Annotated in this window: 12 protein-coding genes; all 12 read right to left on the reverse strand. The window is 71.3% G+C overall.

What is annotated here, in order from left to right:
• Nucleotides 1-37: 37 nt before the first annotated feature.
• The 12 genes from JOD95_RS17035 to dapA all read right to left on the reverse strand — a co-directional run bounded on the left by JOD95_RS17035 (nt 38) and on the right by dapA (nt 13,500).
• Nucleotides 38-1,156, reverse strand: a complete 1,119-nt coding sequence (locus tag JOD95_RS17035; RefSeq protein WP_209686051.1) for a regulatory protein RecX — start codon at nt 1,154-1,156, stop codon at nt 38-40.
• Entirely contained in the window at nt 1,153-2,211 is a 1,059-nt protein-coding gene (gene recA, locus JOD95_RS15835) for a recombinase RecA (protein WP_066653287.1), read from the reverse strand. The genes JOD95_RS17035 and recA overlap by 4 nt, the downstream gene beginning before the upstream one ends.
• 257 nt (nt 2,212-2,468) lie before the next feature.
• The gene (locus tag JOD95_RS15840; protein WP_209686053.1) at nt 2,469-2,693 is read right to left on the reverse strand and encodes a DUF3046 domain-containing protein; all 225 of its coding nucleotides are present in this window, start codon (nt 2,691-2,693) and stop codon (nt 2,469-2,471) included.
• Nucleotides 2,694-2,758: 65 nt separating this feature from the next.
• The gene (locus tag JOD95_RS15845) at nt 2,759-3,067 is read right to left on the reverse strand and encodes a helix-turn-helix domain-containing protein (RefSeq protein WP_058742950.1); all 309 of its coding nucleotides are present in this window, start codon (nt 3,065-3,067) and stop codon (nt 2,759-2,761) included.
• A gap of 155 nt (nt 3,068-3,222) precedes the next feature.
• Nucleotides 3,223-3,756 carry a CinA family protein gene (locus JOD95_RS15850; protein ID WP_081985245.1) on the reverse strand — a complete coding sequence of 178 codons (534 nt, stop codon included), beginning with the start codon at nt 3,754-3,756 and terminating at the stop codon, nt 3,223-3,225.
• Nucleotides 3,757-3,800: 44 nt separating this feature from the next.
• On the reverse strand, nt 3,801-4,436 hold the full coding sequence (pgsA, locus tag JOD95_RS15855) for a CDP-diacylglycerol--glycerol-3-phosphate 3-phosphatidyltransferase (protein ID WP_066653285.1): 636 nt from the start codon (nt 4,434-4,436) through the stop codon (nt 3,801-3,803).
• Nucleotides 4,437-4,440: 4 nt separating this feature from the next.
• Nucleotides 4,441-7,518 carry a DNA translocase FtsK gene (locus tag JOD95_RS15860; RefSeq protein WP_209686055.1) on the reverse strand — a complete coding sequence of 1,026 codons (3,078 nt, stop codon included), beginning with the start codon at nt 7,516-7,518 and terminating at the stop codon, nt 4,441-4,443.
• Nucleotides 7,519-7,586: 68 nt separating this feature from the next.
• Nucleotides 7,587-8,834, reverse strand: coding sequence for an ABC transporter permease (locus tag JOD95_RS15865; protein ID WP_209686057.1), 1,248 nt, complete (start codon nt 8,832-8,834; stop codon nt 7,587-7,589).
• Nucleotides 8,831-9,598, reverse strand: a complete 768-nt coding sequence (locus JOD95_RS15870; RefSeq protein ID WP_209686059.1) for an ABC transporter ATP-binding protein — start codon at nt 9,596-9,598, stop codon at nt 8,831-8,833. The genes JOD95_RS15865 and JOD95_RS15870 overlap by 4 nt, the downstream gene beginning before the upstream one ends.
• Nucleotides 9,595-10,614 carry an efflux RND transporter periplasmic adaptor subunit gene (locus tag JOD95_RS15875; RefSeq protein WP_209686061.1) on the reverse strand — a complete coding sequence of 340 codons (1,020 nt, stop codon included), beginning with the start codon at nt 10,612-10,614 and terminating at the stop codon, nt 9,595-9,597. Before JOD95_RS15875 ends, JOD95_RS15870 begins: the two co-directional genes overlap by 4 nt.
• Nucleotides 10,615-10,797: 183 nt before the next feature.
• Complete coding sequence (locus JOD95_RS15880; RefSeq protein WP_209686063.1) at nt 10,798-12,474, reverse strand: ribonuclease J; 1,677 nt, start codon at nt 12,472-12,474, stop codon at nt 10,798-10,800.
• 48 nt (nt 12,475-12,522) lie between these two features.
• Nucleotides 12,523-13,500 carry a 4-hydroxy-tetrahydrodipicolinate synthase gene (gene dapA / locus JOD95_RS15885; protein WP_058730183.1) on the reverse strand — a complete coding sequence of 326 codons (978 nt, stop codon included), beginning with the start codon at nt 13,498-13,500 and terminating at the stop codon, nt 12,523-12,525.
• Nucleotides 13,501-13,508: the final 8 nt, after the last annotated feature.

The following is a 13,508-nucleotide window of genomic DNA, read 5'->3' on the forward strand; positions in this document are numbered from 1 at the left end:
CGGCGTCCGCAGAACGGCCGTCGAGCCCGCCGCCGCGCTACTCGAAGCGGACGGTGCCCCCACCCGAGGGCGAGCGTCGCGGCGGACCGTCGAGCGCCCGCTCCACCGCGATGCGGACGACTCCCGAGCCGTACCCCTTGCGCATCAGGAAGCCGCTCAGGCGCCGCTCGGCAGTCGCTCGGTCGAGCCCACGGAGTTGGCCTGCACGCTTCTCAGCGAGCTCGATCGCGCGGACGAACTCGTCGTCGGCGTCGTCCTCCGCGGCCTCGAGCGCCGCGTCGATCGCCGCCTGGTCGATGCCACGGCGTCGCAGCTCGGCGACCACGCCCTGGCGGCCGAGGCCCTTGCGCTCGTGCAGCCGGTCCACCAGGTCGGTGGCGAGGGCCACGTCGTCGAGCAGACCCACGCGCACCAGTCGGGCGACCTCGTGCTCGACGACGTCGTCGTCGAGGTCCTGCTTCGTCAGCAGCTGCCGCATCTCCGACTCGCTGACCCCCTTGCGCCCGAGCGCCCGCATGCTCACGCGCTCGGCATCGGCGCGCTGCTCGTCGAGCGGCCGTGGGGCGTCCGCCGGGTCGATCTCGTCACCGCTGGCGATGGCGAACACCGATGCGCTCGCGGCGTCCGCGGTGTCGTCGTCGTACCCGTGCTGCTCGGCGCGTGCACTCCGACCGGAGCCGTCGCCGACGACCGGCGACACCCACTCCGCCTCGGACTGCTGTCCGCGGAACGGGATCGCGGCCGGCACCGGCGGGTCGTCCTCGACGGGCGTCCCCGTCGCCGACCCCGAGCTGGCGGACTCGTCGTTCACCGCGGTGGTCGGTGCCCGGCCGAACCGCCGTTCGTCGTCACCGAGCACCATCGACTCGGGCGCCCAGCCGTCGTCGGACGACCCGGTGCCGCCGGGAACGCCACGCTCCGCGCGCGGAGCCAGATCGACCGGGCTCAGGCTCGGCTCGATGGGGTTCGGCTCGACCGTGCCCGGCCCGACCGTGCCCGGCCTGACCGTGCCCGGCTCGGCCGCGCCCGGCTCGACCGGGCTCGACCGGACAGGTTCCGGCTCCGCCGGCGGGGTGCGTCGACCACGACGGGCCCGCGCACCGAACAGGTCGGTGACCGGTGCGAGGCCCTCGTCGTGGTCGTCTGCGCCGGTCACGCGCCCTTGCGCTCCGCCAGCTTCGGCGCGATCGACTCGACCGGAGCATCGGCCTTGGCGCCACCGACGCCGAGCTTCGCGAGGATCTTGCCCTCGATCTCCGCCGCGATGTCCGCGTTCTGGATCAGGAACGAGCGCGAGTTCTCCTTGCCCTGCCCGAGCTGGTCGCCGTCGTAGGTGTACCAGGCACCCGACTTCTTCACGATGCCGTGGTCGACACCGAAGTCGAGCAGGGAGCCCTCGCGCGAGATGCCCGTGCCGTACAGGATGTCGAACTCGGCCTGCTTGAAGGGCGGAGCCATCTTGTTCTTCACCACCTTGACGCGGGTGCGGTTGCCGACGGCGTCGGTCCCGCTCTTCAGCGTCTCGATGCGACGGATGTCGAGGCGGACCGACGCGTAGAACTTGAGCGCCTTGCCGCCGGCGGTGGTCTCCGGGCTGCCGAAGAACACGCCGATCTTCTCGCGCAGCTGGTTGATGAAGATCATCGTGGTCTGCGTCTGGTTCAGGCCACCGGCGAGCTTGCGCAGGGCCTGGGACATGAGGCGCGCCTGGAGACCCACGTGCGAGTCGCCCATCTCGCCCTCGATCTCGGCGCGCGGCACCAGGGCAGCGACCGAGTCGACGACGATCAGGTCGATCGACCCCGAGCGGACGAGCATGTCGGCGATCTCGAGCGCCTGCTCACCGGTGTCGGGCTGCGACACGAGGAGGGCGTCGATGTCGACACCGAGCTTCTTCGCGTACTCGGGGTCGAGCGCGTGCTCCGCGTCGATGAAGGCTGCGATGCCACCCGCGCGCTGCGCGTTCGCGATGGCGTGCAGCGTCAGGGTCGTCTTACCCGACGACTCCGGGCCGTAGATCTCGATGATGCGGCCGCGCGGGAGGCCGCCGATGCCGAGTGCGACGTCGAGCGCGACGGAGCCGGTCGGGATGGTGGCGACCGGCGCGCGCTCGTCCGAGCCGAGACGCATGACCGTCCCCTTGCCGAACTGCCGGTCGATCTGGGCGAGTGCGGTCTCGAGGGCCTTCTCGCGGTCTGCGGGTGATGGCATGGGGTGCTCCTTCGTGCTCGGTGTCGGCCGCCTGTAGGCTGTCGCGTCCACCCCAGCCGGTGGTGCAGGGCTGGTGTTCGGCGACAAGGCTTCGGGCTGTTCCCGATGACCTCGAACCTAGGGCGGGCCACCGACATCACTGCCTGCGACCGCGCGACCTGTGGACGATGGTCCGGGACAGCGCCGATGTGCAGGAACCTAGCACCGATCGAACACGCGTTCGAGCAACACGCCGAACACAGTTTCGGACGACGGCGTCAGTCGCGCGGCTCCGCCAGGCCCTTGCCGTGCCGCTTGTCCAGCGGGACGTCCTGGGAGTCACAGAGTGCTTCCCACACCCGCCTGGCGTCGATGCCCGCGTCGAGCGCGTCCGCCGCCGAACGTCCACCGAGCTCCTCGAGCACGACGTCGCGGGACACCACGGCGCCGTAGGCCTCCCCGAACACCTGGTCGACGGCTCGCCAGAACTCACTCACGCGCATCGGTCCAGCGTAACGACGAACGCCCCCGCCGGCGGACCGGCGAGGGCGTTCGAGGGGGTGGTGCGTCAGCGCACCGCGAGGTCGTTGTCGAACTCGGCGACGAGGTCGTCGGGCAGCGTGTCGGGGACCGGGGTGAGCCCCTCGACGACTGCGAGACGGTCGCCCACCTCGCGCATGATGGTCGAGATCGGGGTGTCGAGGGCATCCGCGACCGAGGCGAGGATCTCGGAGCTGGCCTCCTTCTGCCCACGCTCGACCTCACTGAGGTACCCGAGCGCGACACTGGCCTTGGATGCGACCTGACGGAGGGTCCGGCCCTTCTGCAAGCGGAAGTCCCGAAGCACGTCGCCGATCTCCTGACGAACGAGAACCATGTGGACTCCTCCTTCCTGTCGTCTCCGCGCCCGCCCGGTCCGGGTGACCTGGGGTCGGGTTCAGCAACAGTAGCGTTGCCGTTCGCAGCATGCTAACCACGCCGGCTGCCGTCCTGCTGGAGATTGCGTGGGATGTAACCCAGTGGCAACAGGACCTATTCCCCGCTGTCGACCTCGGTCGTCATCCGTGCCAGGAGTTCGGAGACGGTGGCCGAGCGGATTGCTGCCCGGTCCCCCTCGAGGTGCAACTCCGTCGCGACACTGCGTTCCGCGGATGCGATGCCGACGAAGACGGTGCCCACCGGCTTGCCGTCCTGCGGGTCCGGTCCGGCGACGCCGGTCGTGCTGATCCCCCACGTGGCGGGGACGCCGTCCACCGCCAGGGCCGTCCGGACGCCCGAGGCCATCTGCCGTGCAACCTCCGGGTCGACCGCGCCGTTCGACGCGAGTAGGTCGGCGTCGACCCCGAGCACCGTCGCCTTCACCGGCGTGGCGTAGGCGACCACCCCGCCGCGGACGACGGCGCTGGCCCCGGGGACGCCCACGAGCGTCGCGACGACGAGTCCGCCCGTGAGGGACTCGGCGACCGCGACGGTCTCGCCCCGGGCGGTCAGGACACCGACGAGCGCGCGCGCGAGCTCCTCGTCCGACACCGACCCCGACTGCGACCCCGACTGCGACCCCGGCATCGACGACCGACCCGTCGGACCGGCGGCCCCGGTACCGGCCGACGTCATGCTGCTCGGCGGTTGTGCTTCCAGGCCTGCCACAGGTAGTCCGCCCCGCTGAGCACCGTCGCGAGGAGCGCCGCCGTCATGAGGATGCCGTTCACCCAGTGCGCCAGGTCACCGACGACGTTCCACCACGGGAACAGTGCGAGCGTGATCGCGACGGCCTGCAGCACGGTCTTGATCTTGCCGCCGCGGCTCGCCGGGATGACCCGGTCGGACAGCACGGCGAAGCGGAACACGGTGATGCCGATCTCCCGGAGCATGATCAGCACCGTGACGATCCACGGCAGCTCACCCAGGATCGACAGCGCGACGAGGGCACCGCCGATCAGGACCTTGTCGGCGATCGGGTCGACGAGCTTGCCGAAGTCCGTGACCAGGTTCTGGCGTCGGGCGATGATGCCGTCCGCACTGTCCGTGACGATCGCGACGACGAACACGACGGCCGCCCAGACGCGCAACGACGTGTCCTGGCCGCCGTCGGAGAGCAGCATCACGAAGAAGAGCGGCGCCATGAGGATGCGCACCACGGTGATGATGTTGGCGACGTTCGCAGTCGATGCCGGGCCGTCCCCCTTGCGGAGCAACCGTCCGCGCCAGGGGAACCGAGCCCCGTGTGTGGTCTCCGAGCTGGTCACGTGCTCACTCCCTGCCCGTCAGTCCCCATGCGTCCTCGTCCGGTCCGTCGTCCTCGACCTCAGGGTACCCGCGGGTCATGTCCGCCACCGGGTCCGAGCCGTACCGGTCGTCGTCCTGACCACCGGCACCCGCCCCGGCGGGTCCGGCAGGAGCCCCGGAGCCGGCCGCAGCCGGAGCCGAGTCGGCCCCGGCGACGGAGGTCGTGCCTCCCGGCCGGACCGACGGCGGTCCGTCGGCAGCCGGAGCAGCCGGCGGCTCCTCGCCCCGGAGCTTCGCGAGCACGCCCGGGAGCTGGTCGGGCGTGACGAGCACGTCGCGGGCCTTCGACCCCTCGGACGGCCCCACGATGTCACGCGACTCCATGAGGTCCATCAGTCGGCCCGCCTTCGCGAAGCCGACGCGGAGCTTGCGCTGCAGCATCGAGGTCGAGCCGAACTGGGTCGAGACGACCTGTTCGACCGCGGCGAGCAGGAGCTCGAGGTCGTCGCCGATGTCGGCGTCGATCTCCTTGCGCTCCACCACGGCCTGGACGTCCTGCCGGTACTCGGGGCGCGCCTGGCGCGTGACGTGCGCGACGACCTCGGCGACCTCGCTCTCCTGCACCCAGGCACCCTGCACACGGACGGCCTTCGACGAGCCCATCGGCAGGAAGAGCCCGTCACCCTGCCCGATGAGCTTGTCGGCGCCCGGCTGGTCGAGGATGACCCGCGAGTCGGTGACGCTCGTGACCGCGAAGGCCACGCGCGACGGGACGTTCGCCTTGATGAGACCGGTGATGACGTCGACCGAGGGCCGCTGCGTCGCGAGCACCAGGTGGATGCCGGCGGCACGGGCGAGCTGGGTGATCCGGACGATCGACTCCTCGACGTCCCGAGGGGCGACGAGCATGAGGTCCGCGAGCTCGTCGACCACGACGAGCAGGTACGGGTACGGCTTGAGCTTCCGCTCGCTGCCGGCGGGCAGGACGATCTCGTCGTTCTGCACGGCCTTGTTGAAGTCGTCGACGTGCCGGAACCCGAACGACGCCAGGTCGTCGTACCGCATGTCCATCTCCTTCACGACCCACTGCAGCGCCTCGGCGGCCTTCTTGGGGTTCGTGATGATGGGCGTGATGAGGTGCGGGACCCCGGCGTAGATCGACAGCTCGACGCGCTTCGGGTCGACGAGGACCATGCGGACCTCGGACGGCTTCGCGCGCATCAGCAGCGAGGTGATCATCGAGTTGATGAACACCGACTTGCCGGAGCCCGTGGAGCCGGCGACGAGCAGGTGCGGCATCTTCGCCAGGTTCGCGACGACGAAGCCGCCCTCGACGTCCTTGCCGACGCCGATGGTCATCGGGTGCTTCGACTTCGTGGCCGCGCCGGAGCGCAGGACGTCGCCGAGGGAGACGATCTCGCGGTCCGTGTTCGGGATCTCCACGCCGATCGCGCTCTTGCCCGGGATCGGCGACAGGATGCGGACCTCGTTCGACGCGACGGCGTACGACAGGTTCTTCGACAGCGCCGTGACGCGCTCGACCTTCACACCGGGACCGAGCTCGATCTCGTAGCGCGTGACCGTCGGTCCGCGCGAGAACCCCGTGACCTTCGCGTCCACCTTGAACTCGGTGAGCACGCCGGTGATCGCCGCCACGATGTCGTCGTTCGCCTGGCTGCGGGCGACCGAGGGGGTGCCGGCGCTGAGGGTGGTGGCTGCGGGCAGGCGGTACGGGGCTGCCGGGTCCTCGTCGGCGGCGGTCGCGGCGGGCAGGCCGTCGTCAGCGGCCTCGGGCTCGGGCGCCGTCGGCGAGACCACCGGGGAGACTCCGGCGTCGGGCCGGGCGACCGCCGCGGGCTGCTCGGGCACCGGGGTTCCGAAGTCGCGGAGGGCCTGTTCGGCGACGGCGAGGTCCTGCTCGACCTCCTGTGCGCCGTGCACGTCGTCGTGCTCGACCGAGTCGTTGAGGTTCACCGAGGCGGGCACCGCGGGCGTGTGGTCCACGAGTCCGGCGGCCGCGCCCGCGTTCGCGCCGACGGCCGGAGCAGCGGCACCGGCAGCGGCACCTGCAGCCGTACCGGCACCGACGCCGACTCCGGCACCGGTTCCGCGGTCGGGCACGGCCTGCGTCGCCGACGCGGGCAGCACGGGGCTGTCGTACGCCGGGTCCTCCTCGCGACCGGACTTGTTGCGGCGCCACCACGGGACGGTGCTCTCGGCGTCCTCACCGCCGGCAGCCTGCTCGTCCTCGAACCCGAGGTCCTCGAACAGCGGGAAGTCGGTCTGGTCCTTCGTGCGGCGCTTCGACGTCCGTGCTCGGGGCGCGGCCGGAGCGGCGTCCGCCTCGGTGGCGGGTTCGTCCTCGGCCACGGGGGCCGGCGCACCGAACAGGTACGCGTACAGCTCGTGGAGCCGGCGTCCGGTCTTGTTCGGCGGGGTCTTCGTGATGATGAAGAGCGACAGCACGAGCAGCACCACCGCGACCGGCACCGCGACCCACACGGTGGCGACCGCGACGAGCCAGCTGATCACCACCCAGCCGAGGACACCACCGGCGGCGGCCAGGGCGACCATGCCGTCGGACGCGCTCGGCTGCCCGCCGAACACGTGGCAGAGCGACGCGATGGAGACGAGCATCAGCCCGAGACCGATGCCGATCCGGGTGTTGTCGTGCACCGACGCCGGGTGGCGGAAGAGCCATCCGGCGAAGACGATCATGATGACGGGCAGTGCGACCGCCAGTCGCCCGAAGAGCCCGCCGAACGTGTAGGCGTCGAGCGTGACGGACACCGGGTTCGTGGGGTTGAGCCACTCGACGACACCGCCCGCGAGCGCGAGCACGAACAGGAGGAACGGGAAACCGTCGCGTCGTTCGTCCTTGGCGAGGGTCTCCTTGCCGAGCAGCCGGAACAGTGCTCCGACGCCGTGCGCCATCGCGAGCCATGCGGTCACGACGGGGTTCTGCTCGCGGAACACCGGGGTGGGTGCCGCCTGCGGCAGCTTCTTCGTCGTGGCCTGCGTGCGCGACGTACCGCGCGACCCGCTCCCGCGGGACGACGTGGACGCGCGCGAGCGCGTGGTCGACTTGGTGCCTCCGGCCATGCGACGGAGCCTAATCCCCGCTCGGGACATTCCGTGGATGCCCCGCCGCGACCGGACGCCCTCCGCGCTCAGTACCGGATCGCGTCGATGACCTTGACCCGGACCGCCACGATCGCGGGCAGGAACCCGGCGAGCGCCCCGACGAGCAGCGCCGAGCCGACACCGATCAGCGCCGCCTCGACCGGGAAGGGCGCTCCCCCGACGTCGACCCCGCTCGTGATCAGCCCCCGGACGGTCTCGTTCCCGAGCACCGCCGCGCCGACCATGACGCCGATCCCGCCGGCGACCAGCGTCCCCAGCACGTTCTCGAGCAGCACGGCGACGAAGATGCGTCCGGCGGTCGCACCGACCCCGCGTCGGATGCCGATCTCGCGGATCCGCTGCCGGACGCTCACCAGCGACACGTTGAGCAGCCCGAGCCCGCCGAGCACCAGGACGAGGACGGCGACCCCGGCGATCACCCAGCGCAGCGCACCGAGCGGGTCGCCGTCGACCGAGCCGGCCGCGTCGGAACGGTTCGCGTCGACGGTCCACCCGGGGCCGAGCGCCCGCTCGGCGTCCGATGCGATCCGTCCGGCGACCGCCTTCCCGTCGCTCTCCGGTACCCACACCTCGAACAGCCGCTGCGAACCGTCGTCGGGTGCGGCCTCCGCGCTCGACGTCGCGACCGACCGCGCCAGCTGGTAGAACATCGGCTCGGTGTCGTACTCCGAGGACACGTACCGGCCGATCACGACCGCGGTGACGTCGGGCGTCCCCGGCAGGCGCACGACCGGGTGCGTGACGACGTCCGGGCTGCCGAGACGGTCGAGGAACGCCTGGTTGACGACGAGCGCCGGCGCGAGTCGATCCCGGTCGTCCTCGGTGAACCACGCGCCGTCGTCGACGCGGACGCGGTGCATCTCGGCGTACGCGGGGTCGACGGTGACGCCCTGGGCCAGGGTGACCCCGTCGGGGAACTGCACGGGGCGCTGCGTCCACGACGCCTCGGTCGAGAACCGGACGTGGTAGCGCTCGGCACCGGCGCGGAGTTCCCGGTCGAGCGCCTCGGCGTCGGCCGCGGCAGCGGCACCCGTGCCGTCCCCCGTGGCCGAGGACGAGCCGGTGACCTGGTAGGTCGCCGGCCGTCCGCCGTACTGCTCGTTGAAGGCGGCGGTCACCCGCTCGGCGAGCGACCCGAACCCGACGACGACCGCGAGCGACGCCACCGCGATCGTGACCCCGATCAGGCTGAGCACGACCCGGCCGCGGTGCACGCGGAGCTCCTGCCAGGACTCGACGAACGTCCCGACGACGGTGGTGAGGAGCCGGTTCACGCCGCCACCCCCGGCCGCTCGACGGAGGCGGACTCGGACGCGGAGGCGGACCCTGACGCGGCGGGGGACTCGGTAGCGGACGCTGCCGTGTCGACGACGAGCCCGTGGTCGATCCGGTGGACGACGTCCGCCCGTGCTGCGACCGCGGTGTCGTGGGTGATGGTGACGAGCGCCGCGCCGGTCTCGGCCGCGACGGTCTCGAGCAGCTCCATGACCACGCGGCCGGTGTCGACGTCGAGTGCACCGGTCGGCTCGTCGGCCAGGATGAGCCGCGGCGACCGGACGAGTGCCCGGGCGATGGCGACGCGCTGCTGCTCCCCGCCGGAGAGCCGGTGCGGCTGCGTGTCGGCACGGTCGGCGAGGCCCACCCGGTCGAGCATCTCCACTGCCAGGCGACGACGCGACCAGAACGCCCGGCCGGTCGCGTAGAGCAACGGGACCTCGACGTTCTCGACTGCGGTGCGACCCTGCAGCAGGTTGAACTGCTGGAAGACGAAGCCGACGTCCGCGCCGCGCACCCGGTCGCGTCGGACCGAGCCGGCACGGCCGACGTCCCGCCCGTCGAACTCGTGCAGCCCCTCGCTCGGGGTGTCGAGCAGGCCGAGGACGTTGAGCAGGGTCGACTTGCCCGAGCCCGAGCGGCCGACGATGGCGACGCGGCTGTCCGCCTCGACGTCGAGGTCGACACCGCGCAGGATCTCCAGCGTGGAGCCGTCGGGGAGCGGGACGGACTTCCGGAGGTCGCGGACGTGCACGAGGCTCATCCGGTCACCACCGCGCCGTCCTCGGCGAACTCGTCCTCGGGCTGCGCCTCCTTGCCGGGGACGAACTGCAGGACGGTCTCGCCCTCGGTCAGCCCGTCACGCACCTCGACGGTCTCGCCGTCGTTGAGGCCGAGGGCGACCTCGCGCTCGGAACGCTTCCCGTCGTCGTCGACGACGGTGACGACGCCGCGCTGCGCGGTCCCCTGCACGGCGGTCGTCGGGAGCGTCAGCACGCCCTCGGCCGAGCCCGCGGACACGGCGACCGTGACCTCGAGCCCCGGGAACACGGTGACGTCCCCGGGGACGTCGCACCGCAGCTGCGTCGCACCCTCGGCACCCGAGGAGCCCCCGCCACCGTCCGCACCGTCGGCACCCGCGTCCGACGGCTCGCCCGCCGCCGAGGCGGACGCGGAGCTGAGCGCGAGGTTCGTGCAGGTGAAGGGCGCCGGCCCGTCCGTGATCGTCACGGTCGCCTCGGAGGGACGCGAGGTGAGTCGGTAGAGCTGGGCGGCCTCGAGCGTCGCGGTCACACGGTACGACTCCGGGGCGACCCGGGCGACGGTGTCACCGATCGCGACGGGCTGTTTCGCCACCAGGTCGAGTCCGGACACCGTGCCGGACGACGAGGCGACGACGGTCGCGAAGGTCACGGACGCCGGCGACGGCTCGCCGTCCTCGGTGGTGCCCTCCGCCGGGGTCTCGACCCGGAGGTCGATGATCGGCGCGCCCTGCTCGACGTGCGTGCCGTTCGTCACGAAGACCCGGTTGACCGTGCCCTCGGCGGTGGAGCGCACCGGCGTCGCGGCGACGGACTCGACGTGACCGGTCGCCTCGACGTCGTTGACGACGTCCCCCGTCTCGACGGTGACGGTCGGGTCCTCCAGCTGCGCGGTCGGGGTCGTCTCCTCGCCCTCGGGCTGCGCCGCGAAGAAGGCGAGGCGGACGAGGGACACCGCGATGGCGGCGAACACGAGGAACTTCAGGCCGGGCCACACCCAGCGACGCAGGACGGTCACCCTGGGACGGTATTGGCTGACATACCGAGGGAGCATCAGCCTGTGGGATGACGCAGGTCGGCCACCCGGCCGGTCGCGCAGTGGACTCCCGTCCGCACCACGGGGTGCAACGCGGCCGGGAGGCACGGCGAGCGTTCCCGGGGAACGCTCGCCGTGCCTCCCGGCCGGCTGCGGCGCGTCTGCCTACGCCTCGATGACCACCGGGACGATCATCGGGCGGCGGCGGTGCTTCGTGTTCACCCAGCGGCCGACGGTGCGGCGGACGACCTGCTGGAAGGCGTGCGCGTCCCGCGTGCCGTTGCCCGCCGCGTCGGCGAGCGCCTTCGCGATCTGCGGACGGACGTCGTCGAAGACGGAGTCGTCCTCGGCGAAGCCGCGCGACTGGATCTCCGGGCCGACCACGCACTGCCCCGTCGTGAAGTCCACGGCGCAGAAGATCGAGATGAAGCCCTCCTCCGCCAGGACCCGACGGTCCTTGAGGTCGGCGTCGGTGATCTCGCCCACGGTCGATCCGTCGACGTAGACGTAGGCGATGTCGAGTTGTCCGGCGACGCTCGCGACGCCGTCCTTCAGGTCGACGACGATGCCGTCCTGGCCGAGGATGACGTTGCGCGGCGGCACACCCGTCTGGATCGCCAGGTCGGCGTTCGCGTACAGGTGGCGGTGCTCGCCGTGCACGGGCAGCACGTTGCGCGGGCGCAGGATGTTGTAGCAGTAGAGGAGCTCGCCGGCCGACGCGTGACCGGAGACGTGCACCTTCGCGTTGCCCTTGTGGACCACCTTCGCGCCGAGCTTCGTCAGCCCGTCGATGACCCGGTAGACGGCGTTCTCGTTGCCCGGGATGAGGCTCGACGCGAGGATGACGGTGTCGCCCTCGCCGATCTCGATCTGGTGCTCGAGGTTCGCCATGCGCGCGAGGACGGCCATCGGCTCACCCTGCGACCCCGTCGACATGTAGACGATCTGGTCGTCCGGGACGTTCTTCGCCTTCTTCGTGTCGATGAGCACGTCGTCCGGCACCCGGAGGTAGCCGAGCTCGGCGGCGATGGTCATGTTCCGGATCATCGACCGCCCCATGAACGCGACCTTGCGGTTGGTCGCGGCGGCGGCGTCGAGGACCTGCTGCACGCGGTGGACGTGCGACGAGAAGCTCGCGACGACGACCTTCTTGCGGGCGCGGGAGATGACGTTCTCGAGCACCGGTCCGATGTCACGCTCGGGCGCGGTGAACCCGGGGACGTCGGCGTTGGTCGAGTCCGGCAGGAACAGGTCGACGCCCTGCTCGCCCAGGCGGGCGAAGGCACGGAGGTCGGTGATCCGGTCGTCCAGCGGGAGCTGGTCCATCTTGAAGTCACCGGTGTGCAGCACGCGCCCGGCGGGGGTCGTGATCGCGACGGCGAGGGCGTCCGGGATGGAGTGGTTCACGGCGACGAACTCGAGGTGGAACGGACCGAGCTGTTCGGTCTGGTCCTCCTGCACGACGAGCGTGTAGGGCTTGATCCGGTGTTCCTTGAGCTTCGCCTCGACGAGCGCGAGGGTCAGCGTCGAACCGATCAGGGGGATGTCGCCCTTGAGCTTGAGCAGGTAGGGGACGGCGCCGATGTGGTCCTCGTGCCCGTGGGTGAGCACGACACCGAGGACGTCGTCGAGACGGTCCCGGATCGGCCCGAAGTCGGGGAGGATGAGGTCGACGCCCGGCTGGTGCTCCTCGGGGAAGAGCACGCCGGCGTCGACGACGAGCAGCTTGCCGTCGAACTCGTACACGGTCATGTTGCGACCGATCTCGCCGAGACCCCCGACGGGGATCACGCGGAGGGTGCCGGGTTCGAGCGGCTGCGGTGTGGAGATCTGGGTGGGCATTCGGTCCTGACTGTCGTGCGACGCGCTACCGCTGCGCCGCGTGCTTTCCTAACGTGTGGTGCCTGGCACCTTCGGCAGTGCGCCGCCGGCCGCCGCGTTGCGGTCCGGGCGGAAGTTCGAGAAGTCGGCACCGGGGATGTCCCGGACCGCTTCGAGGGAGGTCTCGATGGCGTAGGCCTCGGTGTCCTCGGGGCCGACGAGCGGCAGCCGGACGCGCGGGCTGCCGATCCGGCCGAGGCCGTGGAGCACGTACTTCGCCGCGACGGTCCCGGGGACGTGGGTCATGATCGCACGGACGAGCGGTTCGACGCGCTTGTGCTCCGCGGTCGCGGTCGCCAGGTCGCCGCGGTTCACGGCGTCGACGATCGTGCGGTACGGCGTGCTCGTGATGTTCGCCGTGACGCCGATCAGCCCGGTGGCGCCGATCGACAGGTGCGGGAGCACGTTCGTGTCGTCGCCCGAGAAGTACATGAGGTCGGTGTTGTTGAGCACCCGGGAGACCTCGGCGAAGTCGCCCTTGGCGTCCTTCACGGCGAGGATGTTCGGGTGGTGCGAGGCCCGCACGATGGTCTCGTACGTGATCGGGATGCCCGTGCGGCCCGGGATGTCGTACAGGATCACCGGCAGGTCGGTGGCGTCGGCGATCATCCGGAAGTGGGTGAGGACGCCCGCCTGGGTCGGCTTGTTGTAGTACGGCGTGACGATCATCACGCCGTCGGCGCCGGCCTTCTCGCTCTGCTTGTAGAGGTGGATCGCGTGCGCGGTCTCGTTGGAGCCGCCGCCCGTGATGATCTTCGCGCGGCCCGCGGCGACGGACTTGCCGACCTCGACCAGGCGGAGCTTCTCCGGGTCGGTCAGCGTGCTCGTCTCACCGGTGGTGCCGGTGACGACGATGCCGTCGGCGCCGGCCGTGATGCAGTCGTCGATGTGCTGCTCGACGCCGGGCCAGTCGACCTCTCCGTCGGCCGTGAACGGCGTCACGAGGGCGACGAGGACCTGACCGAAGGGATTCTCACGCGGGGACACGCCCTCCA

It is taken from the genome of Curtobacterium sp. 1310 (assembly GCF_017834105.1).
Classification (GTDB): Bacteria; Actinomycetota; Actinomycetes; order Actinomycetales; family Microbacteriaceae; genus Curtobacterium.